Genomic DNA, 23,584 nt, shown 5'->3' with positions numbered 1-23,584 from the left:
AATTACAAAATAAAAAAGAATAGGGATTTGAATCTTAATTCAAATCCCTATTACTTATACATGTTGTCGGTAATATTTTTTTAATTATTTAGATGCTGTTGAAAGAGCATTAGTTTTTTGCTTAACTCTTCTTTTAATTCGTTGTCAGAAATTTCATTTTCTGAATAATTATCATAGAAATTTGGCAATGAAAAATCTGCAATTATATTACCTCCTAAGTATGGAAAATACGCCTTAGCAGTTTGCAAGACTGTTGTGCCACCTCTGCCACCTGGTGAAGTCGCCATTAAAAGCATTGGTTTTTCTCTCCAAATTTTCATATTCGCACGAGATAACCAGTCTAAAGTATTTTTAAATACCGCCGCATAAGACCCATTATGTTCGGCAAGAGATATTATAAAACCATCAGTCTTGTTAAATGACTCATCTAATCTTTTGATTGCAGTAGGTATACCATTTTCGGCTTCAAAATCAACTCCATATATTGGTAAGACATAATCGTTTAAGTCGATTGAAATAATTTCTACGTTTTCTAATAAACTAGTTGTATGGGATAGTAAACTTTTGTTGATAGATTTTTGACTATTGCTCCCTGCTATTGTGATTATTTTTTTCATTTCTACTGTTTTTTATAAATTAAATTATCAATTGACCATTTTCCACTACCATTAACTATTATGGTCAAAGCTAGACCTATAATTAGAAGAGAATATTCATAACCTTCGCCAGCTTTATCTCCGAACCAATTCATAAAAAAGCCATGTTCTAACTGAGTAGTATAAATGATACCCATGAACATGCCTGCAAGTGATAATGCCCAAAACCTACTAATAAATCCCAGAATTAGTGAAATAGAGCCAAAAAACTCAATCATTATTATTGAAAATGCTATAATGCCAGATAAACCCATTTGAGTTGTGAAAAAATCCATTGTTGAGGAATAGCCGTAGCCTCCAAAAAGACCTAATAGTTTTTGTGCCCCATGAGGAAATACTACTAAACCAAGTGTTGATCGTGCAATGCTAAATCCAATACTTGGATTTGTCGTTAAAAGTGTTTTTACCAAATTTTTCATAATGTTTTAGATTTAAAATTGTTTATAAAGTTTTTCGGTAATACAAACCGAAAGATGATTTTTTTATAGGGTTCGGCCCATACTGGTCAAGGTCCAAACCAATTCCAAGCTGATGTCCATTAACTGATACACCAGAACGTAATTGTTGAAAACTTCTAGAATGAGTTTTAAACTCATCCCATACGGTTAAGAACTGTCCGTTTAACCAAAGAGATACTTTTTTATTTATTGGCTTATTAAGCTGAAACTGTGCAAACATTTCGGCATAGCTAGCACCCTTTTGCTCAGAATATGCTACTGTAGGAATAATTACAAATAATACTCGTGAATTTTTTACTGTGAACTTTGCTGACAAACGTTCTGAATACCCAGAAAAACTGTTGTAATATAAAGATGGTCCAATTGAAACATTTGCATTGATATTCCAAAATACCGTTGGTTGTAAACCTGCCTCATCAAAGACTTGGTTTTCTTCATCTCTATATTTTTGAAAGAAAGCTAGTGTGTTAATGCTAAGGGTTTCACTCTTGTTGATTGTATAACTAGAGTATACTATAAAATCTGTTTTATCAAAACCAGAAAACAGTTCTGCTTGTGTAAATTGCGCTTGCAAATAGTTGGCAAACCCAATCGTTAGAAAAGAGGTAATGAGTGCTATTTTTTTCATGCTTCAAAATTCCGATAGAAGCACATGAAAAAAAATGAACTAGTTTAAGACTTTTACATTCTATTGACTTTAGAAATAATTTTACTCATAAATTCTGGCGTGATGCCAATATAAGCTGCGAGGTCTTTTTGGGTAATTCTATTAACAATTTTTGGATATTTCTTTTTGAATTCGATATATCTTTCCTCGGCAGTTAAGGAAATACCATGGTTAGAACGCCTTATATAACTTATAAGTGATCTTTGATATAGAATGCGATAAAACTTTTCGAATTTTGGTATTTCTTGAAAAAGTAAATCATAATTAGTCCTAGAAATTCCTAATAGTTCTGAATGCTCTGTAGCTTTAATAAAATAACGAGTTGGTTTTTTGGTCATAAAACTGGCCAAATCACCAGTCCAATAATCCTCTACTGCAAACATGGATATGTGAGGTGCTCCATCTTCATCTAATGTGTACACCTTTAAGCAACCTTTTGTTATAAAATACTCATATTTTGTAACATCACCAGCCTGCATTAAAAATGCCTTCTTTTTTACTTTTATTTCAGTAAGTAAAGAGAGGTATTTTTGCTTTTCCAACTCGGTTAAATCAATAAACCTCGCTATATTATTAAGTAGTAAAGTATGTGATTCTTTATAGTACAATTAACGTTTAGTTTGAGTTAGTTGCCCTTTTTTTTTTAGGTTCTATTTGTATTATGATTCTATTATATCTTGATAAGGATGGTTCTCCTTTATCTGCTACTCTTAGAATTATATGAATCGTTTCAGTCTTATTTACTATAGGAGCTACTCCATGGATTGTACTGGCATTTTCAGGTTGACCAAGTTCAAACTCCCCTTTATATGTCCCTGCTTCGAGGTAAGGAAACCATAAAAAACTCAAATTATCACCATCTGGGTCAGTTGAATTTGAAGCATTCAACCCAAAAGATTCCCCTGATTTTACGATAATTTTATCAGGGTGTGATAATTTTGGTACAGGCGGATGGTTAGCTTCTTCAAATGACAGAATGCTCCAATCCATTCGTGCTGCAAAATCATGTTGAAAATCATTTCTCCATCTCCATAAGGTTTCTTTATACCCATTGAAAACAGTTGTGTCTTTTTTAACACTCCGCCCATATTCACTTGGAATATAACGAATGTAGTTGTCTGTGGCATTTGTCCATATGGGTCTTGTTTCAGGAGCAATTTCGACAATGGATCTACCTTCTTTTGTTTTTGAAAAATCTGGTTTATATAATTCGTAGCGACCTCCCCAGCCTCCCCATTCAGGGTGTTCGGCATTATTTAAACCATTTGGTATCAATGATAAAAATGCTGGTGTGTCGCCTTCTACACCCCAAGATACGTCAGGGTATGCAGCACCAAGTGGACCATGCCCTTGCTGAATATGTTTAGACAACCATGTATTGCTGATTGTGCTATTATCGAGTCCATTAAATACACCATTTATACCTGTCCATGTGGCACTTCCATAATCATCACCAGGAGAAACAATATAGAATAAATCTGGAAAATTGTTTCGTATCCAGATACCGCTATCATCTTGGTCTGAAATGGTATATACCCTTAATTTAGAAATCAATTCCCTTGCCTTATTTTTACTTTTTTCTTTCTTGATTTTGTAAAGGGACTGTGCCAAAGTATTTGCTCCACCCCAAACAGAAATCCATAAAGGTCTATCATCTTCTCTTTCCAATTCCTTAATAATCCATTCTGAACCTTGCGAATCCATACCTTCACCAACACCTGTCATTCCATATTTGGGCAAACCACTCTTTACTAGGCTTAGCAATTCGTTCTCTGTTGGAAAACCCTTTTCATGTTTAAGTAAATTAGACTGGACTTTACCATAGGCCTCAATAACTTTGACAATAGATTCTGGATTTACTTCATCAGTATGCCAACAGGAAGTAGTAGCTACCAATCCTTTAATATCTATTTGATTGGAGTATAAAAAAAGTCTAACCAATGATTGTGTGTCATCTGGGTCAGCTTCAATATCGGTTAAAATTATCACTCTGTTTTTTAGAGGACTCTGGGCAGATACATGGTTACCCCAAAAAACAATTAAAAAAATTACCATCAATAATTTTGGTCTTGACATATTTTTTGATTTTAATTTATTTTGTTTCTCATTGCCGCCAACATGGTGCTATGTACGACATCTGTGAAAGCAGTGTGCGAGTGGGGAATTTTAAGGAAATATAGTGAAAACCTTTTTTGTTTTTGGACTGTAGTGGGAATAAAATTTGAGGTGCCATCGAGCGGAGTGACCGATGAGTACTTTTAAGAATAATAAAAATCAATGAATAATTCGACATCATCGGTGAGTGTATGTGGCGTGCCGACCGAATGGAAGGCATGAACATCATACACATTGTTAGGCAAAGTTTATTTCAGGTATTTCGACATCCACTCTGAAGCTCTATTCGTCCATTCATCTGGTAGTTTATGACCACTATTGAACCATTTAATTTCCTTGGTTTTGCTCTTTAACAGATCATAAAGTCGTTGGCCATCATTTTTTGTATAGTTCCTACTATCACTTTCCCCCATTATCATAAGAAAAGATGATCGATTAACAAATGGCGCAAAATTATAGACGGCAAGGGCTGAAAAGGGTTCCTTTAATACAGGAGTAACACTTGCCACAGATGCATTTAATCTGGAGTCGACGGCACTTAAGTTAAATACCATCATGCCTCCCATACTATAACCAATTGCTCCAAAACTAGTGGAATCTATTTCTTTACGTGTTGCTAAATAATCCATGGCCCTACGATATTCAATTACTGTTTGGACAATCATATCTCTAGCGCGCATGATCCAACCTTTCTGAAAAATAAAAACATCAGCAGACTCGTAATCATTATTCAGTATTCGCTCGCCATGATATTGGGCATCCAAGCTTAAAACTGCAAATCCAGAATCTATCAACTGTTTGGTTAATAGTCCGCCTGAAGTAAAACTATTTTCTTTCCACCAACTTTCTTTAGAATCCCCAACTCCATGCAATAATAAAACACATTGATAAGGACCATTTCCCTCCTTCGGAATGGCTAAATAACCGGGTACGCGACTATTTCTCGGGCCTGTTAAAACTATTTTTTCCCGAGTATAGTTTGTTTCCTCATCTTTATCAACGATCCTAGCTTCTAATGGTATGCTATTATCATAATCAAAGAACTGAGCCATAACCTTAAATGCTTCCAATTTTATCGAATTTAGACCAATCGAATCCCTCTCCTGAGCCACTATAAAAGAAGGAAATATGTATAAGCAAATATAAAAGAGGAATGTGATGGTATGGAATGCTTTAGATTTCATAATATTTCAGTTTTTAATTTTGCCTAACGTCGTACCACTGAGCGTAGCCACCGATGAGTACTTTTAAAAATAATAAAAATCAATGAATAATTCGGGATCATCGGTCTCAGCTACGGGTAGTTGCGTGGTTTAGCACTAAACTTTGCAAGTACACACCAAACTGAAAATCCGCTAGGGTTTTCAAAAGCCAGCCCTGAGCGCAATCGAAGGGTAGTCAAATTCGCCGTAATTGCGGTTATAAATTGTTGTGTCTCGTTTTTTTCAATACTTTTTCAAAATGGTTGGTAGAATTTCGTAATCCTCATTGTCAAATTGCTTAATTACATCTAGCGCTCCTCTTTTAGATTTCCAATTTAATTTGTTTTCAGCATATGAGGAATCATAAACACGGTCTATTTTAGTGGGGAAATTCCAACTTCTCTTGTCAAATTCATTAGCAATTTTCGGGTGTCTTTCACGGATAATCAATTCAGGATTTTTTGCTAATTCCTCAAGGTCAGACTTTAAGAATGGCGTATTTCCTGATATTACAAATTGGTCAAAATTTTTCTTTTCCTTTAGTTCGCTCGCAAGAATATGTGCATCTGCCACATCTCGATAGTCAACTCCACGATGTAATCGATAAATAGCCATTTGCTGCACAGGTTCAGGAAAACACCTTGACATTCTAATTACCTGAATAGCTAATTTCTCACTCGAATATTCTTTTAATAACTTTTCAGCCTCAATTTTAGTTTTGTGGTAGATTGTTTTTGGTTCAGGAATGGTTTGTTCGTTTACCCAAACGGCCTTTTCATTTCCTTGATTTGCATATCCATATAGAGCTGTTGTGCTGGTAAAAATTATTTGAGATACTCCAGAAGCCAAAGCTGCTTTGCAAATTTTATCTGTGGCATCAAGATTAATTTCATAGAACTTCTTTTCCGAGTTAAAATCTACGTGTGGTGCTTGCAAAGCTGCTGAATGAAATACAGTATCCACACCTTCAAATGATTTTAAAAGTGTATCGTAATCACAAATATCTCCAACTATGGAAGTTGCCGATGATGGCGATAAGTCAATACCTTGAGTTAAGTAATTATGGCAAAGTTTCCATTGTAAAGCTCTTCCAATTCTTCCACTACTTCCAGTAATTAATACTTTTTTCATTAATATTTTTCGCGTTTTTGTAAATTAGGTACAACGGTTCAGCAATGAGAATGAAGATACGATAAAATGGTAATACAATGAGCTACCTATTAAATCATGGCATTGTTCCGGCCAAGATACCTAAGGTATCGCAAGGCTACCCTTTTTTAAGAATAGGGAATTCGAGGAGTTGGACCAAACCTTTAGCTGCCGATGTATTGCGTTTTGCCCGAAGCCCGCCTATGGCGCTATCCTACAGGGATATGTTATATGTAATTTGGTTTGGTCCTAAAGATGGTATTTTTCCAGCTTAATCTGCAATTAAAAAATCAGTTTTAGTTTTTCTTCCCTTTTTTGGTCTTTACAATTACAACACCATTGGCAGCCTTATACTTTTTCATTGCTTGCTCACCTTTTACAACATTTATACTTTCTATATCATCAGGGGATAATTTTTCAAGCATTGCTTGGTTAGATTCCTCTCCGTCAATAATCACCATTGGATATTTATCAATTGTATCCTTCACTTTATTATAGTCTACCTTATCTATCTTGTTACCGGACATTTTTGTTGTAACCAATACAACTCCATTCTTCGCATTGTATTCCTTTATTGCTTTATCACCCTTTAGAACATTTACAGACTCGATTTTATCTGCGTCCAGCAATTCCATTGGAAAATCGAATTTTTTTCCATCCACATAAATATCTGGTTGAGCACCATCTTTTACCTCAAGATGAATGAATTCTTTTACTTGATCTTTTTCTTTTTTATCCTGTGCTTGGATTAACGAAATTGATAGTAATACTGCACTTGCTGTTAGAATTAATTTTTTCATGTTTTAAATGGCTTAATTATTAATGATTTTCAATTTTCTGATTGCTTTTTTCGATAGTCAAGTAAACAATAATCATTTCATTTTCGTAAAAAATAGTATGTTGAATATCTTCTTCCTCATTGCTGTCGAACATAGCCAGCGCTTGATTTAGCAACCTTTCTTTCTCGGAATAACTTTGTTCTTCTTTTTCAAGGTTGCCAAAAAAGAAGGAAACCAATAATATAATAGAAGCTGCGGCTCCCATAATTTTAACAAAGAGCCTTCGTTTTTTGGCTTTTTTAGTTTGAAATGATTGCCATAGTCTCTCATTCAAATCCTTTGGTGCTTCCGTTTTATTTTTTTTTATAAAAGTAGACCATGCTTCCAATGAGGGTCCAGAATTTTTAGCATTGTTAAACAGAAAAGATTCTTCGCTTAAAGTACTCTCTCCCTTTTTATATTTTTCAACTATTTTTTCAAATTTGGCCTCTTTCATAACTATATGTTTTTTCCAACTTTAGACCTACCTGTTTTCTTGCTCTGGATAATAATACTCTGATATGTTCAATTTTAAGTTGTGTTACGGCAGCTATTTCATTAAATTCATAACCGTCTAAGTCTCGCATTACTATTACTTCTCTTTGTTGTTCTGGCAAGCTTTTAAGAATTTTTCTAATAATAATATTTAGCTCTTTCCATTCCAACTGTTCTTGTCCGTATTCCGATTTTAATATCTCAAGTTGTAAAGAAGAATCGTTAATTTCTAGCTTTTTTTTTCTCAATAAATCGATACAGAAATTACGAGCTGTTAGGAATACAAAACCTGTAATATTAGGATGTTGCTCAATTTCATTGCGCTTTACCCATAGTTTTAGCATTATTTCTTGAATAGCATCTTCAGCGTTTGCATTATTACCAAGCATACGAGAAACCATAGGAAACAAGCGCTCAGATAATGAAAATACTTTAAGCTGAAATTCTGTCTTGTTCATTCTATTTATATAACGATGAAAAGAGTATGGACATAACAAAAAATAGCGCTTTTATTTACAATATAATTATATATACTTGATATTCAGATGTTAAGTATTTTTTTAAAGGAGCTATACAAGAACCTCTTTGAAGTTAAAAATACTTGTTAGAAGTATATATAGGATAAACCAGGGGATTTTGGCAAATCAAAATGAAATAATGCTCAGTTGCTGTAATTTCTTATTTGTTGGCAATGGTTGAGGTATGATTAGTTGCGGGAAATCATAGCTGATTTTCCGCCGTGGCACTAAGAAATAATTGTTAGAGTCAGTAAAAATTTTTAGTTTATTCCAATTGTAATCTATTATATTGAGAAGGCAAAATTCCGTATACTTCTTTAAAGCATTTTGAAAAATAAGCTGGACTGCTGAACCCTGTTTGATAAGCGATTTCAGAAATATTTGACACTTGTTTATCCAAAAATTCAAGCGCTTTATTCAGTCTAAACTCCTTAATGAAACTGTTTGGTGACTTCCCTATTATTGGCATTATAGTTCTATATAGTTTTGATTTACTTAAACCTAAATTCTCATTATAATTTGTGGCGCTTATATTAGAATTTGTCCAAACACTTTCAGTATATTCAAATAATCGAATTATAAATTCCATTTCAGTACTACTTAATGGTTTAGTGCCTTTAATATTAATTGGATCATTTTGGTTTTCACTCTCGTATAGATCTTTGACTTCTGGTGTTAATATTATGTTCCCATTTGTAACATATGTCAAATACTCTGCTTTTTTTACAGTATCTTCAAAAATACTGTCTCTATTTGTTACTGGGTTTCCTGCACTTATTCCTACTTTAAACTCTAAATCAGGTGTTATTACACAATTATGCAATTCTTGAATTTTAATAGCGCTTTCAACAGCATTAGTAGCAGAAGTAAATGACATTAAAAATGAGTTTGATTCCTGCTTAACTATGCGTCCTTTGTGCTTACTAATAATATTGATTACTGATTTTTTATAACCACGAAGAGCAGCATGTAACGTTTCAATATTTTCGGTTCTTAATACTTTCTTTTTTAAATGAATAACCATTAATATTCTAAAGGCAGAATCAGTAACTATATTGAGTTCGGTATTTTGTGCATTTTCTGGGTCTTCAATACGACCTAAAAAAGATTCAACTAGAGTGTCATTTACTTCTATTATCCGCTGTGGAACAGCTCCATGTGATTTTTCATGAAGCTCTTTAATAGCTCCTTTATTAGGCGCTTCTATTAAACAAAATGCTGTTTGTCTTCTTTCATCACACCAATAGGTTAATCCACGACAATTATATTTGTGTTCAATTTTTAAATCCGCTTGGTGCATTTCTGCAATATCTTTTGCAGAAACTCCAACTGGCAAATCATGAAAATCCATATATATTGGCATAATCTATCTTTTTGTAAGTTACTTATTGGTAAAAACAAGAAACCACCAAGATTTTGATAGTTTCCTGTTTGTTACGTTTTAATTTATTGTTCTGCCGTTACAGGGCTAATAGTTGCTGCGACTTCATTTATTGTATTTGCAGGGAAATTTCCTTTTTTGGCATGTTCTTCAATTAATTGTTTATTTTTTGCTTTATAAATACAATAAACTTTATCACCTGTAACATAACTGATTTTCCATTCAATTATAGGTCCCATTTCTTTTAAGACAGAACACGATGCTTGGGAGATTTCTTTTAATTGTTCTGCTGTTAAGTCTCCTGCTCTAGGAATAATACGTTCTATTACATACGTTTTCATAATCTCATTGCTTTTAATTGTTGTTTGATTTTCTTCTTCTTGTGCTTGAGTATAATTGAGGGTAAACACAATTAAGACTAAAACTAATTTGATTGTTTTCAGAATAAATGTTTTAAATATTAACAATTCAAAACTAAAACACCTTATAATCAATTAATTACGATTTTAGTCCAAAAAATCACAATTTTGGTTCAATGCTTTTTTGAGCTTGCAGGTAACTTTAGGGCTAAACGTAGTTCAGCAATGAGAATGAAGATACGATAAAATGGTTATAGAATGCCATGATACCTAAAGTGTCGCAAGGCTATCCTTTTATAAGTATTGGGAATTCTAGGAGTCTTACCAAATTACCTTTAGCTGCCGATGTATTGCGTTAGGGCTCAAAGCCCGCCTATGGCGCTGTCCTATAAGGATGTATTAGGTGTAAGTTGGTTTGGCCCTAAAGATGGTATTGCCTTTACTTTAAGCTGTGGAGCAACGCAGTTGCACAGTTTAAAGGTCGCCATGGGCGAATGCAATACTATGTCTCTTAACGAACATGCCGTTTTTACCTTTTTGTGCTTAGTATTTATTGTTGCTCTTTTTCATGTTCTTTATCAATTTTCCTAAGTCTTTACCCTTCTTTTTTCTTTCCTGAGCATTTGATTCAAAATGCAATCTCTCTTTTTCCATCTTGAGGAAATTCTCGTATGATTCAGGATTCAAATCATTGTTTTCTAAAGCAGCCAATACTGCACATGCATCTTCATTAGTGTGAGTGCAGTCATTGTATTTGCAATCTTGTGCAAGGTTCAAGATTTCATCAAACGTCATTTCAAATCCACCAGAAGCATCAGTTATACCAACCTCTCTCATTCCTGGATTGTCTATTAGAATACCGTTTTCAGAAACAATCAATTCCCTATGAGTAGTAACATGCTTTCCTCGGTCTATGCTCTCACTAATTAGACCTGTTTCCATCATTTTTTCTCCAATTATTGTATTGATTAGTGTAGATTTCCCAACGCCAGAGGAACCCAATAAACAATAGGTTTTGCCTCGAATTAATTTGGAATTTATTTCACCAATTCCGATTTTAGATTGATTGCTTATTGCAATTATAGGGACATTTTTAATTCTCTCTTGTACTTGAATAACCAATTTTTCCAATTCTAATTCTTCGATTAAATCGATTTTACTCAGAACGATAATGGGTTTAATTTTAGAAGCATTGCAGATAGTAAGGTAGCGTTCTAAACGGTTGATATTAAAATCTCTATTCACAGATTGTACGATAAGTCCAAAATCAATATTTGTGGCAATAATTTGAGTTTGTCCTAATTTTCCAACTGCCTTTCTTTCTAAAATTGAACTCCGGGGAAGTACGGCATGAATCAAAGCTTTGCCATCATCATATTCAGAAATCGCTACCCAATCTCCAACGGAAGGTAATTTACTCTTATCGGTAACTGTGAATCTTAAATTCCCAACAAGTTCACAATCAAATTCGTTTGATTCAGTTTTTACGGTATATCTATCCCTATGCGCTAAGATTACTCTACCAATTCCAAAGGAATCAAGGTTTTGTTCCTTTCGATAGTCTTCTAAGGTACTATTGTATCCTAAATCTTCAAGCGTCATTTTTCATAATTAATGCCAATAGTTTGGCTATGATTAGTTGCGTGGATTAGCACTAAAATTAGCAAATAAATCACAGATGGAAAGTCCGCAGGAATTTCCAAAGTAGGCGAGTGCTAGCAATGAATTATAAACGTCTTAAGTTTGATTCTGATTAAATTGATGGTATAACTAGAAAGAACAAAAGAGAGAATTAAGGTATTTTTTATTGCCTATAATCACATTTGCTACTGATTCATATGAGTAATTTATCGTTAAAAGAGTCGATTAAATTTGAATATCGATATATAATATAGCATTCCCGTTGTAGCCAATAAATGAATCCCAAAGCCAATATAATTTATAACTTTCGCATAGGTTTTATAATGAAAGCCAATGATGGAGTAAAGGGCGAATATTAAAATACAAGCTTCCATACATATTACAAATAATTCTCTATTTTCTAAGTTGTGTTCTTTTATATTAAGACTATTGAAAGCCCAAAAGATAAATATACCTATCACAATAACTGCATTTAAATAGGGAATTAATAAAGATGTTTTTTGCATTTTATACCCGACGGTAATGGTTGCTAAATGACAAATAAGGATAACAATCATTGCTGTGCTTAAGTATATATCATTCATAACTATTCATCGGTATTTTTTTATGTTAGCTAACGGTCTCCTATAACTGTTAGTTACGGGTTAAATAAGCGTTTATTTTCGGTTTGGCACGGACTTTAGCAATTCCGAGTGGATTCTAGCCTGTGCTGAGCGCAGTCGAAGCATAGTCGAATCCGCCGTAATTTCGGTTGTACATTGTTGTGCACAGTTATTTATTCAATTTATCCAATTGCATATTCGTTGCTTTTACCATTGATTTTGGCATTGTTTCAGATAATATTTCATATTGATTTTTAGTTTCCGCTTCAAAAGTCCCATTTTTTTCAAATTGATATGTCAGCTTAGTAAAAAGACCAAAAAATTTATAATGCTCATCAGATATTAATGCTTCAATATCCTTCTCATTAATATTAGCATATGAATTATCTTTAGCATAATTCCCCAATATGCTTAATAGTGCTAATTCTACTTCTCTTTCCGGACCATTCTTTGTAAGTCTTTCATAGCGCTTTCTGTCTGTAAAAAACATACCTGTTTTACTTGGAACAGTTGTAGCTAAAAAAATACCTAATGATGTCAACGCACCAATCAGTATTACTTTCGAAAATTGAAAATCTAAAGAAAGATATAAGGTTCCTAAAACTACGGCAAAAATAATTGAAGCAATTGGTCCTGCAAGACATATGATTGCTAGTTTTTTAATGTTTTCAGGGTTGTCATCAACTGGCAATGTTGCTGCTAGGCCTCCATAATGAGCAATATCTTTATTTAGATATATCTTGATTTTACCATTTTCTCTTTTGATTCCTAACGGACCAACCACAAAGAGTTCAAACCTGAAACCTTGTTTCAAACCTGCGATTAAATGACCCAACTCATGAACACCAAGTACTATGAAAGCCATAAGAATAACGCTAGATATTTCAATAATTTTCATAGCCATTAATGATGTATTTTAATTGTGCACAACGGTCTAGTGTATGATTTCGTTGCGTGTTTAAGCACTAAAATTAGAAAATAAATCACAGATAGAAAGTCCGCGAGGACTTTCGTAAATTGGCTAAAACAAGCAATTAATTTTATACGGTGTTAGCACTTGTTTTTCTGTTTAATACTTTAATTCCAAGTGTTATTAAGACTACTATTAATGCAATAAAAAATATACTTGTTGAAATGCTTTTTATAACTGAAAATATATTAGTTGTATAAACTGCAGTCTCTTTCAATTCTGGATAGTTTTTAAGCATTGTGATAATTCCGATATTTTCCAAATAATCTGCAATTCCGGCAATTATCGGTATTAGGCAGAGATAAATATATGGGGAATTTAAGTTGTTCATTTTTTTTAAGAAATATCCCAAAAGCAAACAGTAAGAAAGTCCGAATAGTAGTGGATAAATCATATCAACAGGTATTTGGTTGGTTAGATATGTCAAACGTCCATTTTCTCCAAGCGAAGTGAATAATTCACTTACATAATTCAAATCATATCCTGTGGGCATCATATCCAATAATTTCATTCCGTTAGAGAATTCCATTGTGTTGGGAATTGTAACAGTCAGCATAAAGGTGTAAACAAGATTGGTCAAGATAAAAAGACCTAAAACCTTTTTTCCTGAAATATTCTTTTCTATGAATTTTATTAAAGTTAGTTTCATTTTTAAATTGTTTACAACGCCCCGCTAAACGTAGTGAGGTTCTGGCTTTTAAAAATAGTGAATTTATTCACTTGTTTTTAAGGGACAATTGAACCTTGCCTTCCGAGTGGAGCGAACACATGAATTCCTTTAAAAAAACAATAGAATTGATATGAGTAATTTTACACGTTGTTAGCTGCAGTATTATTATGAGTTAAACTTATTTAATAGAGGCCAAAATTTTGCTCATGATAGTATATGATCTTCCATGACCAATCCCTGGACCGTATGCACTGGAAGTTAATGCAATCACCATTTCTATTTCAGGGACGACGATTAAGAGATTACCTCCGTTACCAGATGCGTAGATATAATCCAACTTGTTAACTCCAAAAGTACGGTGTGATTTATACCACAACATGCCATATCCATCAGAATAAGGATTGTCTTGAGTGAGATCAAAAGTTTCTTCATATAAACTTCTTATAAAATCGGGATTGATAATTTGTCTATTTCCCCAACGTCCTTCATTTGCAACCAGAACACCCAATTTGGCGAAATCCAAGGTTGAAATATATAAATTACCAGCGGCTCCAGTCTGACCGGCTGAATTCGTATACCAATATACCTGATCAATACCCAAAGGGTTAAACAGTTTTTTCTTCGCAAAATCTTTTAGGCTCATTCCAGAGGTTTCCTCTATAATTGACGAAATAAGAAGAGGGTTGATGTCAGCATAGATATATCTGCTTCCAGGTACAGATGTTAGAGGCACCTGAAGAAGAAAATCACGCCAATTATCCTTTGCAATCCAGTTAACGGCATGACCGGTTGTTTGAGGATTATTTGTGTCGGCATCTAGTCCTGATGACATATTCAGTAGGTGTCGCAGTGTAACCTGTTTGTAATCCTTATTAATATTTGGGTATTTGCTTTTATCAAAAAACGAATATACATTTTGATCTAGATTTTGGACTAATCCTTCTTCTAATGCGATTCCCAATAACAGTGCTGTTACACTTTTACCAGCAGATCGAATATCATGAATAGAATTTCTCCAATAAGTATTGAAGTATTCTTCTAATACGATTTTATTGTTTTTAATAACTACAAGTCCTCGGAAGTCATTGGGAGGAGTATTGTTTATAAGAGATAAAAGATTGAGAATGGAATCCTTATGAAATCCCGCCTTTTCCAGACTGATTGTTGATAGTCCTGAGATAGATGGTTTTAATTTGTCTGTCAGCTGTGCTTGACCCGTGTATACGAAGAATAAAAGGTATAATACAATTATAGGTCTCATATAGTAGTTTTTGATATTGTAGGTAACGCCGTGCCACCAAGCGCAGCGACCGATGAATAATTCGACATCATCGGTTTGGCTATGGTTTCGTTGTGGAATTGTCCCCTAGGACTATTCCGATATTACCAAACCTTCATTGCAAGGTAAGAATTTCCGGAGGGAAATTCTGCCGCAATGAATTATAGCCGTTGTTGTGTTTTCGTTTTTATTCCGTTCTCGCAATAAAAATCCTTGAATAATTTTCAAACTTTCTTAAGATTTACTCCTTTTACCAAAAGCCATATTCCAAATATTAGTTCGAACAAGGCGCCTGGAGCCATAACCATCATAAGATTACGAGGAAATTCAGGCAATAGTATTTGTAATGAAAAGCCTAATAATACAGTCACGTAGGTAAGCAATCCCCAATAACCCAGCCATTTTGGTATGTACGAAGCAGTTTGTAATAACGACATAAATATAATTGCACCAATGCTCATTAAAATTAGGTGAAGATTAGAACCCATACTGTATATGTTAAAAAATACAGATGCTAATGAATGAAGATTGTCATCATTAAAATGATAGTTCCCAGCTTTCTTTAAAATGGTTAAAGGGGCTAAATATATTAGTACAATTACAAAACCAATAACAGCCTCTGCTGCTCTAAAAACAAATCCAAGTATAGCTCGATTTTTGTGAATAGATTTTGTGAGTAGATAAAGTGCTACAGCCATCCACATTACGAGGGCATACATTAATACATCTAACATCACACCTATCCTAAATTGAAATTCTGATTGCAGCAGTGTTTCAGTTTTATGCAAGCCAGGTTTAATCAAAAAATTATTTAAAAAACCAATTAAAGTCGTTACCAAATAGGTGAATCCTACAATTTTGGCTTGCTTCTGTATTTCCTTTTGCTCACTATTTTCAGTCATAATTTTAAGTTTTACTTTGTGATGATATAAAATAGCGACGACCAAAAACTAATATTGTTACTGACTAACAATTACAATATGTAATGTTATATATTAATGTTTTGCACACTTTTTTTTAGGACTGGTCAAAATGAAATACAAACCGAATAGAAAATCCGCGAGGATTTTCGTAAGCAAGCTTGTACCAAGCAATTAATTTTATGCGTTGTTAGCAATAGTACATTCCATTACAACGATTTAATAAAATTATTGAATTCATTCATTAAGCGTATATCCTCTTCTCCTTCAATTGATGATTTAAGTAAATCAATTGTATTTTCCTTTTTATCTAAAGGAAATTCATTGATAATTTTTGGAGCAAAATTTAAAAGACTTGAAATTAATATGTCATCTACTTTCTCGTTTTGATTTTCTATAAATGTCATTGTAGTGTAGCCTAAAAGAAACTCCTGTAGCCCTTTGACTCCTTGATTAAATCCTCTCAAACGGGTTTTGTAATTATAAGAATCTTCATCTAAAGAATTTATGAATTCATTTGATAATGAAATTATTTTTACAGATTGATATCCTGTAGTAGCAGCTAACATAGCCTGTTCTTTTGAAATTGAATCCTGAGGTGGAATTAATTGAGATTTCAGAATTACTGAAATTTGCGTAAAAGTAGGTGCTATAATTCCCATTTTGACCCTAGAACTTGAATCTTCTGGTATTTCTGGAAATTTTTCTTGTTGCTCATAAATATACTGTATTAAGGTTGGATTTATCTGATACGGCAATCCTGACTTAACTCTTTTCGATATACTATCTAATTCAATCGCTGCTGATTGGTGGTTGTAAAATTTTTCAGAATTTTGAGAAAATGATTTTGTCGAAAAAAAAATTAATAATTGAAGAAATATTAATTTAATCGTAGTTCTTGAAGTCATATATTTAATAATAATATTATTTAAAAAAAAATTCTTATTCAGTATTACAGCCAACGCCGCGCTACGTATGACATCTGCGAAAGCAGTGTGCGAGCTGGAGCGCTGGTGGCGAATTTTAAGGAAATATAGCAAAATCGCATGACTGTTATTTGGGAATTTGTCATTTTTTGGGCACCGTGTCCCAAATAACAGGCCATCAAGAAGGCCACATAGAGGCCGTATCTTTTGGATTTTGTGGTATTGGGAATAAAATTTGCCGTGCCACCGAGCGCAGCGACCGATGAATACATTTAAAAACAATAAAAATCAATGAATTATACACTTCTTAAGTTTGATTCTGATTAAGGAAGAATTTGTTTGTTTTTCACCTCAGTTCTTCTTAAGTTTAATTCTAATCAAGGAAGAATTTGTTTGTTTTTCACCTCAGTTCTTTGTTAGCTACAGTTTTTAGTTCACTTTCTCGAAATTAAAACGTCCTCTCCACGTTAGTCCATTTATTATACCTAAATCAGAAGTTTTGAAATGTACTTCTACTTCAGTTTCTATGTCAATAAATCTATTGTTGCCTTGCGGTGTTAGTATATTGGTTGGAAATCCTGAAGCAATAAAGTGCAGTTTTTCATCCTGTAAAACTAATTCTATAATCCAATTAGAACTAGGTCTATCTGTCCAAAGATATCTTCCAGTATAATCCGCTAACTTTTCAGAAGAAACGGCTACGACATCCACCGTTCTTTGGTGGTGTGTATCCCAGTTGTAAGTATTAGAAATGGACTTTAACAATTCTTTAACTAATGTTCCGGTATTGCCATTTGTTAGTATGACGACAGCGCTACCTTTATGGGCAAAAGCTAAAAAATCTGCAAAGAATCCTTCGTTTTTACCATCGTGAGCAAATCTTAATGAGTCTCCTTCTCCATCAATTCTAACACCTAATCCCCAGTTATTTAACCCTTTTGTAAGCATCTGTTCTATGGTTTCTTTTTTCAAAAGAACACTTTCTTTTCCTGCCATGATGTTTTGAATTTCAATACAATATTTAGCAATATCTGTAGGAGTAGACCATAATCCACCTGCTCCTTTTTCGGGATAATTATGCCAATCACCAACTACGACTTTTCCATCATTAGTATGTGCAGAACTTACATTTTTATAAATCGTTCTATCTAAGGGCTGTTGAAATGTGCTACTTGTCATATGTAATGGTTCTAATATTTCAGTATTCATATAAACATCAAAGGGTAAACCCGTAACATCTTCTATTAGTTTTTGGAGTATTACATACCCTCCACCAGAATAACGCCATACTTCCCCAGGAATGTTATCTACAACTACACTACGCGAATTTCCTTCTCCATTTAAAACTTCTATTGTAGTTGGTATATTTTCCGTTTGAGGATACCCATCAAATCCGTGACCACTAATTCCAGCTGTATGAGACAACAATCTTCTAACTGTTACCTTTTCCTTTTTTGTAAATTCGTTATTTGGTATTTGCCAGTCTTTTAAATAGTTATTTACATTTACGTCTAGTTTTATTTCCCCCTTTTCAACTAATTTTAATACTCCCAATGCTGCAAATGGTTTAGTAACTGAAGCCGCTTGAAACAAAGTTTTATCATCTACTAGGGCTTCTTTTCCTGCGGTGCGTTTTCCATACCCTTTTGCCCAGTGAAGTTTACCATTTTTTACAACCGCAATACTTACTCCAGGGATATTATGATGTTTCATTCTGTCTAATAGGTTGAATTTTTTGACAGGTTCATTAGATACTAGTATAGGTGGTAAAAGAGTGTTTTCAAAATTATTAATCTCTTGCGTTATGCTTTGTGCATTACTGGTTTCGCACGTAATGCACGTAATAAGAATAAGTAGCATAGCAGATAAAAATACTGTGAGTGTCTTTTTTGGTTTCATAAGTTAGTTGTTTTGTCTAGTAAATATTACAGGCTCTTCATCTAGATTTATAGAAACACTGTTTATGGTGTTGTTCTCAGTATTTTCTTGAAAAACTAAATTCATAAAATTCCAGTAAGTAAGAGGTATTTGAGTGGTATGATGATCAATAAATGTATTATCTCCCGTATATTCTAACCTAAAGGTAGTTAATGGAAAATCTGCAAAAAGTGTTTTGTCTTTTAAATAAATTTTAAATTCTCCAAATCCTGGATGCATATATGTACCTGTTAATTTAGACAGTTCGTAAGAGGGTCTATTCTTTGGGTTTTGTATTGTAGGCGTATCTGCAGGAGCAATAGTAAATGTTTGTCCGAACCTGGTTTCTAGTTTGTTTTCTTTTAGTTCTGGATATAAACGCTCCACAATACGATTAGTAATCATTGAGGATAGGGATGTTGTTGTTTGATTTGATAAAACAACAATGCCTAATTTTTCTTCTGGATATAAGACTACATTAGAGACATAACCAGAAGTCCCTCCTGAATGCTCTACACGTTTATACCCTCTATGAATCCAATTTCCCCAACCATAGCCATAATATCTATCCACAGGATTTAAACTGTCTCTTGGATTATCTGGTAATTTGTTTAAAAAGCTGGTGGCAGATTGCACATATTTTTTCGAGAGTATCTGTTTGTTATCATATTCACCTTCATTAAGCCATAATTGCATCCATTTTGACATATCATTTACAGAACTATAAATTGCGCCACCTGCTCCTCTTGTAGCCATATCTTCTTGCAAAACTTTGCTTGGTGTAATACTATCTACAGCATACCCATGTGAGAAGTTTTTGTTTTCTGATGCTTCTTCCCAGCCTACATAACTATTGCTCATTCCCAGCGGATTAAATATTTTTTCTTGCCACTGGTTTTCTAGGCTTTTTCCAGAAGCTTTTTCGGCGACCATTCCTGCAATTGAATACATTAAATTATTATAGATCCAACTTTTGTTTACGCCCGTTAAAGGTTTTATTTGTTTAATTCTGGGGATAAGATCATATTTGTTTGGCGTAATAAATAATATAGCTGTAGATTCTGACGGCCAGCTATTTATCCCTGTACTGTGCGTTAAAAGATTCTTGATCTGAATAGAATCATTCATTCCTTGGTTATAAAATTCTAGATTGGGTAAGTATGTATTTGGGGTGTCTGTAAACTTTAATTTCCCCTCATCTTGTAAAGTGCCTAAAACACTAGCAGTAAATGCCTTGGTACAAGACCCTATGCCAAAGACAGTATGTTCGTCTACAGCCAGTTTGTTTTCATAGTCGCGATACCCAAAACCTTCGGTGTATATGGTTTTTCCGCCTTTTACAACAGCTACTGCAATTCCAGCAGCGTGGTGTTCTGCAATTAGATTTTCAATTTCTGAATCCAGTCCAACAAGAGATTTTTGTCTATATTTTTTTTCTTGCACACAAGAACTTATACATAATATAAGTGTTGCTAATAATGATATATTTAATATTGTTTTCATATTGAATAGATTTTTAATTCGTTGATAGTCTTATTATTTTTAAGCTTGTCTTTTTGTAAAACTTTTATGAATTATTTTCCATTTGCCTTCCAATTTCAGAAGCATTAAATAATCTATAAAGTTTAATTTTCTGCTAGGCATCTTAATTTCTATTTTTGCCATAGCTGCATCTCCATCATAATCTATTGATAGAATCTTGCCTTGCCTATCGTTTTTAATGCCTTGTTTAACATTACTTATGTAATGCTTTCCAGACCAAATTTCTAAGTCATTGTTTTTTACAAAATACAAATTGAAGTCTTCGTGGAAGGCTTCTTTTAAACGTTCAGGTTCTCCATTTGCAGTTCCTTCAATATAATGATTAAGAACCTTTTTAATTTGTTCTTCTTCACTATCAATTATAGATTCATAATGTAACTTATCTTCTGGAATATAACTTTTATCAAATCTAGCTTCATCTAAAGATGTATTTAGAAAACTAATTTCGAGTTGTTTTTTAAATAATGATTTCGAGGAATTTTGCCCATTTAATAATGGTATCGCTAATAGAAAAATAACATTTAATAATAGTAAATTTAATTTGCACATAATTATTAGTTTTGGTGCAAAATGAAAAAACTCTTGTAGTTAGAGGTTTTCTATTATAATCTAGAAGTTCGGAATTATAATTTGGGATTATTCCCCTTGTTTTTGGTAGGCCGAGGGTGTGATTCCTACTATGTTTTTAAAGGTTGTAAAGAATGTTGATTTAGAGTTGAAGCCACTTTCATAACCTATAACTTCTATGGTGAAATTATCATTTGATAGTAGTAGTTTTTTTGCTTCTTCAATTCTATATTCATTAATAAATAAAGAAAATGATTTACCCAAGTTATCATTTAAATATTGAGATAAGGTGTGTGGCGATGTGTTTAATTCTGCTGCCACATCTGCAAGTTTAATATTAGCGTTTTTAAAAAGTGCTTTATCTTGAACGAGCTTGAGTTTGTTTGAAATTTCATCTACAACAATGGTATCAATTTCTTTGTTTTTATAACGTACTTTCTCATCAAAAAACAATGTTGTTTTTTTTCTTCGGAAAGTTAAAACTAAAATAATTAGGTATAAAATAAATGAAAAAGATAATGCTCCTACTATGTATGATGTAAATGATGCCACAAAATAACCTATCCAAATAAAAGTGGTTCCAAAAAATATACTAGTGAGCCATAGATCTTTATCTTGAAATTTTTCAGACGAATGAAACAATTTTTTGAAGACTGGTCTTAACATAAATCCAGAGAGAATGATATATGCTAACCATTGTAGATATATTATTCTTAAGAAATAGGTCGACCATAATTCTCTGTTTGACCAATAAGGAAATATAATGCCCACTACTGTGATGATTAATAGAAATGGCGCGATGTGAAGTAGCCAACCATATTTTTTGGTTTCTCTAATTTGAGATTGGATATATAAAAACAAAAATGGACCTATTAAAAAACAAGCAGAAAGACCAATTTGAAGAAATGTGGTTGACAATCCAGAAACAAAATAAAAGAATACAGACTTTACTATTCTTATACTTAAAACTAATAATAATAATGCTAAAAAATAATTTGATTGCACTCCAGATTTCTTTGCTTTATACGCAAAGTAAAAACTTAAGAAAAAGCCGTTAAAGGCTCCAAGAGCACTAAAAAAGAAAATAAGTTGGCTTTCAATATTCATATTTATGTATCTGAAGAATTAATTCAAATTTTCGTCAGTCTAAAATTGTAGCTAACGCCGCGCTATGTACGACATCTGCGAAAGCAGTGTGCGGGTTGGAGCGCTGGCGGCTAATTTTAAGGAAATATAGCAAAATCGCATGACTGTTGTTTGGGAACCTGTCATTTTTTGGTCACCGTGTCCCAAATAACAGGCCTCAAGAAGGTCACATAGTGGCCGTATTTTTAGGATTTTGCGGTATTGGGAATAAAATTTGCCGTGCCACCGAGCGTAGCGACCGATGAATACTTTTAAAAACAATAAAAATCAATGAATAATTCGACATCATCGGTCTAGCTATGAACAGTACGGGGGCAAACTGGCGTTTGCTTTCCGTCACACACATAGCAGAATCTTTTGGTTTTATTTTTTTTTGTCTTATAGCAAAATCCCAACGATTTTGCGGACTTCATAAAAATACACAAACCTATGGTAAAGCCCGAAACCCGCATTGTTTATAGGTTTTGTTAGGTGCAATTTTTTTATCCAAGTGTTGCGTTATTAATACAATTTCTTTGTTTTCACCTGCCAGACGTTTGTTAGATATGTCAATCCCGGACGCAACGAACTGACATTCCGCCAAGAATATTGGCATCGAAACGGAACGCTTTAAATTTATTTGATTTATGTGGTTTAACACTAGATGGTCCACCATAATGCAAGTTCCATTCCCACGCTTTGCCCTCTTCACCAGTGGGTGTGGACGACCACCAGAGACCAAGAATACCTTTGACCCGATAGCTGCCATTGGGTGTGCGCTGACCTCCTGGAAGTGCATTAAACCCGCTGCTATTAGTACCGTTTCCGTCTTCATTCCAACCTTTTTCGCTTTTCAAGACTTTACCAGCCTCGTCGGTTCCGCCAAACTTATTTACAAGCATAGACCATTCACTATCCGATGCCAGATGCCAACCTTTTGGACATGCTTTTTTAGCTGCCTCCCAAGTGTAAAGTAATCCAAGTTCGTCGCGATTGCTCTCGTCATCATCATAAGCGTAACTGTCTTCTACTTTGTAGTTTAGGTTTTGAGCCAGCCAGACAACGGTTTTGCCCGTTGTAGTATTTTCAAAGCTTATAGTTTTATACGTTTGCCCATCACGAGAGTCCGTAAACGTTCCAGTTGATTGGGCAATTCCTGCTTGTGTAAAAAGCAAGGCGAAAAGTACTATAAAAATGTGCTGTTTTATCATAGTAAAAGGCTTTTTAAAAATTGCACCCAACGCCGCGCTATGGAAGACATCTGCGAAAGCAGTGTGCGGGTTGGAGCGCTGGCGGCTAATTTTAAGGAAATATAGCAAAATCGCATGACTGTTGTTTGGGAACCTGTCTTTTTTTTGGGCATCGTGTCCCAAATAACAGGCCTCAAGAAGGCCACAGAGTAGCCGTATCTTATGGATTTTGCGTTATTGGGAATAAAATTTGCCGTGCCACCGAGCGCAGCGACCGATGAATACTTTTAAAAACAATAAAAATCAATGAATAATTCGACATCATCGGTTAGTATATGAAAAGTAGGTGATTTCGAAACACGAAAGTTTCAGTTAAGCACAAATTTTGATACGAGCCATAAAGCTCTATTTTACTAT

General features: G+C 33.7%; 24 protein-coding genes. 1 reads left to right on the top strand and 23 read right to left on the bottom strand.

Translation table 11 applies throughout. The annotated features are described in order from the left end of the window. Positions 1-80: 80 nt before the first annotated feature. The 7 genes from GGR42_RS13890 to GGR42_RS13860 form a co-directional block, all read right to left on the bottom strand. Positions 81-617 (bottom strand): NADPH-dependent FMN reductase, encoded by a 537-nt coding sequence (locus GGR42_RS13890; protein WP_167965264.1) that lies wholly within the window; start codon positions 615-617, stop codon positions 81-83. A gap of 2 nt (positions 618-619) precedes the next feature. Beyond that, positions 620-1,075: a DoxX family protein gene (locus GGR42_RS13885; RefSeq protein WP_167965262.1), complete on the bottom strand. Its 456-nt coding sequence runs from the start codon at positions 1,073-1,075 to the stop codon at positions 620-622. Positions 1,076-1,097: 22 nt separating this feature from the next. Beyond that, on the bottom strand, positions 1,098-1,742 hold the full coding sequence (locus GGR42_RS13880; protein ID WP_167965260.1) for a hypothetical protein: 645 nt from the start codon (positions 1,740-1,742) through the stop codon (positions 1,098-1,100). Positions 1,743-1,795: 53 nt separating this feature from the next. Further along, positions 1,796-2,389, bottom strand: a complete 594-nt coding sequence (locus GGR42_RS13875; RefSeq protein WP_167965258.1) for a Crp/Fnr family transcriptional regulator — start codon at positions 2,387-2,389, stop codon at positions 1,796-1,798. 7 nt (positions 2,390-2,396) lie between these two features. Continuing rightward, on the bottom strand, positions 2,397-3,857 hold the full coding sequence (locus GGR42_RS13870; RefSeq protein WP_167965256.1) for a nucleoside hydrolase-like domain-containing protein: 1,461 nt from the start codon (positions 3,855-3,857) through the stop codon (positions 2,397-2,399). Between the two features lie 287 nt (positions 3,858-4,144). Continuing rightward, positions 4,145-5,080 carry an alpha/beta hydrolase family protein gene (locus GGR42_RS13865; protein WP_167965254.1) on the bottom strand — a complete coding sequence of 312 codons (936 nt, stop codon included), beginning with the start codon at positions 5,078-5,080 and terminating at the stop codon, positions 4,145-4,147. Positions 5,081-5,341: 261 nt separating this feature from the next. Further along, a complete protein-coding gene (locus tag GGR42_RS13860; protein ID WP_167965252.1) occupies positions 5,342-6,229 on the bottom strand; it encodes an NAD-dependent epimerase/dehydratase family protein in 888 nt (295 codons plus the stop codon). Between the two features lie 77 nt (positions 6,230-6,306). On the opposite strand from GGR42_RS13860, the gene GGR42_RS13855 reads away from it, so the two are divergent. Then, the gene (locus GGR42_RS13855; protein ID WP_167965250.1) at positions 6,307-6,522 is read left to right on the top strand and encodes a hypothetical protein; all 216 of its coding nucleotides are present in this window, start codon (positions 6,307-6,309) and stop codon (positions 6,520-6,522) included. Positions 6,523-6,543: 21 nt separating this feature from the next. On the opposite strand, the gene GGR42_RS13850 is transcribed toward GGR42_RS13855, so the two are convergent. From GGR42_RS13850 to GGR42_RS13775, 16 genes are all read right to left on the bottom strand, one after another. After that, positions 6,544-7,047 (bottom strand): hypothetical protein, encoded by a 504-nt coding sequence (locus GGR42_RS13850; protein ID WP_167965248.1) that lies wholly within the window; start codon positions 7,045-7,047, stop codon positions 6,544-6,546. Positions 7,048-7,066: 19 nt separating this feature from the next. Next, complete coding sequence (locus GGR42_RS13845; protein WP_167965246.1) at positions 7,067-7,522, bottom strand: hypothetical protein; 456 nt, start codon at positions 7,520-7,522, stop codon at positions 7,067-7,069. After that, positions 7,503-8,018 carry an RNA polymerase sigma factor gene (locus GGR42_RS13840; protein WP_167965244.1) on the bottom strand — a complete coding sequence of 172 codons (516 nt, stop codon included), beginning with the start codon at positions 8,016-8,018 and terminating at the stop codon, positions 7,503-7,505. The genes GGR42_RS13845 and GGR42_RS13840 overlap by 20 nt, the downstream gene beginning before the upstream one ends. A 325-nt stretch (positions 8,019-8,343) precedes the next feature. Further along, on the bottom strand, positions 8,344-9,441 hold the full coding sequence (locus GGR42_RS13835) for a nickel-binding protein (RefSeq protein ID WP_167965241.1): 1,098 nt from the start codon (positions 9,439-9,441) through the stop codon (positions 8,344-8,346). Between the two features lie 83 nt (positions 9,442-9,524). Further along, on the bottom strand, positions 9,525-9,800 hold the full coding sequence (locus GGR42_RS13830; RefSeq protein ID WP_167965239.1) for a DUF4242 domain-containing protein: 276 nt from the start codon (positions 9,798-9,800) through the stop codon (positions 9,525-9,527). Positions 9,801-10,361: 561 nt separating this feature from the next. Continuing rightward, positions 10,362-11,420, bottom strand: coding sequence for a ribosome small subunit-dependent GTPase A (rsgA, locus tag GGR42_RS13825; protein ID WP_167965237.1), 1,059 nt, complete (start codon positions 11,418-11,420; stop codon positions 10,362-10,364). Between the two features lie 810 nt (positions 11,421-12,230). Further along, a complete protein-coding gene (locus GGR42_RS13820; RefSeq protein ID WP_167965235.1) occupies positions 12,231-12,965 on the bottom strand; it encodes a M50 family metallopeptidase in 735 nt (244 codons plus the stop codon). Positions 12,966-13,101: 136 nt separating this feature from the next. Then, entirely contained in the window at positions 13,102-13,680 is a 579-nt protein-coding gene (locus GGR42_RS13815; RefSeq protein WP_167965233.1) for a hypothetical protein, read from the bottom strand. A 199-nt stretch (positions 13,681-13,879) separates the two neighbouring features. Then, positions 13,880-14,962 (bottom strand): serine hydrolase domain-containing protein, encoded by a 1,083-nt coding sequence (locus GGR42_RS13810; protein WP_167965231.1) that lies wholly within the window; start codon positions 14,960-14,962, stop codon positions 13,880-13,882. Positions 14,963-15,204: 242 nt separating this feature from the next. Next, the gene (locus tag GGR42_RS13805) at positions 15,205-15,882 is read right to left on the bottom strand and encodes a DUF4386 domain-containing protein (RefSeq protein ID WP_167965229.1); all 678 of its coding nucleotides are present in this window, start codon (positions 15,880-15,882) and stop codon (positions 15,205-15,207) included. 227 nt (positions 15,883-16,109) lie between these two features. Then, positions 16,110-16,808 carry a hypothetical protein gene (locus GGR42_RS13800; protein ID WP_167965227.1) on the bottom strand — a complete coding sequence of 233 codons (699 nt, stop codon included), beginning with the start codon at positions 16,806-16,808 and terminating at the stop codon, positions 16,110-16,112. 447 nt (positions 16,809-17,255) lie between these two features. Next, entirely contained in the window at positions 17,256-18,725 is a 1,470-nt protein-coding gene (locus GGR42_RS13795) for a serine hydrolase domain-containing protein (protein WP_167965225.1), read from the bottom strand. A gap of 3 nt (positions 18,726-18,728) precedes the next feature. Then, positions 18,729-20,246, bottom strand: coding sequence for a serine hydrolase (locus tag GGR42_RS13790; protein ID WP_167965223.1), 1,518 nt, complete (start codon positions 20,244-20,246; stop codon positions 18,729-18,731). Positions 20,247-20,285: 39 nt separating this feature from the next. Then, complete coding sequence (locus GGR42_RS13785) at positions 20,286-20,834, bottom strand: nuclear transport factor 2 family protein (RefSeq protein WP_167965220.1); 549 nt, start codon at positions 20,832-20,834, stop codon at positions 20,286-20,288. An 87-nt stretch (positions 20,835-20,921) separates the two neighbouring features. After that, positions 20,922-21,959 (bottom strand): helix-turn-helix domain-containing protein, encoded by a 1,038-nt coding sequence (locus GGR42_RS13780; RefSeq protein WP_167965218.1) that lies wholly within the window; start codon positions 21,957-21,959, stop codon positions 20,922-20,924. Positions 21,960-22,546: 587 nt separating this feature from the next. Beyond that, complete coding sequence (locus GGR42_RS13775; RefSeq protein ID WP_167965215.1) at positions 22,547-23,188, bottom strand: FISUMP domain-containing protein; 642 nt, start codon at positions 23,186-23,188, stop codon at positions 22,547-22,549. Between the last annotated feature and the right edge of the window lie 396 nt (positions 23,189-23,584).

The organism is Saonia flava (genome assembly GCF_011927795.1).
GTDB classification, from domain to species: Bacteria; Bacteroidota; Bacteroidia; order Flavobacteriales; family Flavobacteriaceae; genus Saonia; species Saonia flava.
Note: the sequence above shows the minus strand (reverse complement) of the source record. Positions and strands in the feature narration are given on the sequence as shown.

Excerpts from the sequence above, each read along its gene's own strand:
- GGR42_RS13880 (WP_167965260.1), bottom strand. The coding sequence starts at position 1,742 with ATGAAAAAAATAGCACTCATTACCTCTTTTCTAACGATTGGGTTTGCC.
- GGR42_RS13830 (WP_167965239.1), bottom strand. The coding sequence starts at position 9,800 with ATGAAAACGTATGTAATAGAACGTATTATTCCTAGAGCAGGAGACTTA.
- GGR42_RS13860 (WP_167965252.1), bottom strand. The coding sequence starts at position 6,229 with ATGAAAAAAGTATTAATTACTGGAAGTAGTGGAAGAATTGGAAGAGCT.
- GGR42_RS13810 (WP_167965231.1), bottom strand. The coding sequence starts at position 14,962 with ATGAGACCTATAATTGTATTATACCTTTTATTCTTCGTATACACGGGT.
- GGR42_RS13850 (WP_167965248.1), bottom strand. The coding sequence starts at position 7,047 with ATGAAAAAATTAATTCTAACAGCAAGTGCAGTATTACTATCAATTTCG.
- GGR42_RS13865 (WP_167965254.1), bottom strand. The coding sequence starts at position 5,080 with ATGAAATCTAAAGCATTCCATACCATCACATTCCTCTTTTATATTTGC.
- GGR42_RS13805 (WP_167965229.1), bottom strand. The coding sequence starts at position 15,882 with ATGACTGAAAATAGTGAGCAAAAGGAAATACAGAAGCAAGCCAAAATT.
- GGR42_RS13815 (WP_167965233.1), bottom strand. The coding sequence starts at position 13,680 with ATGAAACTAACTTTAATAAAATTCATAGAAAAGAATATTTCAGGAAAA.
- GGR42_RS13885 (WP_167965262.1), bottom strand. The coding sequence starts at position 1,075 with ATGAAAAATTTGGTAAAAACACTTTTAACGACAAATCCAAGTATTGGA.
- GGR42_RS13840 (WP_167965244.1), bottom strand. The coding sequence starts at position 8,018 with ATGAACAAGACAGAATTTCAGCTTAAAGTATTTTCATTATCTGAGCGC.
- GGR42_RS13800 (WP_167965227.1), bottom strand. The coding sequence starts at position 16,808 with ATGACTTCAAGAACTACGATTAAATTAATATTTCTTCAATTATTAATT.
- GGR42_RS13820 (WP_167965235.1), bottom strand. The coding sequence starts at position 12,965 with ATGGCTATGAAAATTATTGAAATATCTAGCGTTATTCTTATGGCTTTC.
- GGR42_RS13855 (WP_167965250.1), top strand. The coding sequence starts at position 6,307 with ATGAGCTACCTATTAAATCATGGCATTGTTCCGGCCAAGATACCTAAG.
- GGR42_RS13835 (WP_167965241.1), bottom strand. The coding sequence starts at position 9,441 with ATGCCAATATATATGGATTTTCATGATTTGCCAGTTGGAGTTTCTGCA.
- GGR42_RS13775 (WP_167965215.1), bottom strand. The coding sequence starts at position 23,188 with ATGATAAAACAGCACATTTTTATAGTACTTTTCGCCTTGCTTTTTACA.
- GGR42_RS13870 (WP_167965256.1), bottom strand. The coding sequence starts at position 3,857 with ATGTCAAGACCAAAATTATTGATGGTAATTTTTTTAATTGTTTTTTGG.
- GGR42_RS13780 (WP_167965218.1), bottom strand. The coding sequence starts at position 21,959 with ATGAATATTGAAAGCCAACTTATTTTCTTTTTTAGTGCTCTTGGAGCC.
- GGR42_RS13890 (WP_167965264.1), bottom strand. The coding sequence starts at position 617 with ATGAAAAAAATAATCACAATAGCAGGGAGCAATAGTCAAAAATCTATC.
- GGR42_RS13790 (WP_167965223.1), bottom strand. The coding sequence starts at position 20,246 with ATGAAAACAATATTAAATATATCATTATTAGCAACACTTATATTATGT.
- GGR42_RS13795 (WP_167965225.1), bottom strand. The coding sequence starts at position 18,725 with ATGAAACCAAAAAAGACACTCACAGTATTTTTATCTGCTATGCTACTT.
- rsgA (WP_167965237.1), bottom strand. The coding sequence starts at position 11,420 with ATGACGCTTGAAGATTTAGGATACAATAGTACCTTAGAAGACTATCGA.
- GGR42_RS13785 (WP_167965220.1), bottom strand. The coding sequence starts at position 20,834 with ATGTGCAAATTAAATTTACTATTATTAAATGTTATTTTTCTATTAGCG.
- GGR42_RS13845 (WP_167965246.1), bottom strand. The coding sequence starts at position 7,522 with ATGAAAGAGGCCAAATTTGAAAAAATAGTTGAAAAATATAAAAAGGGA.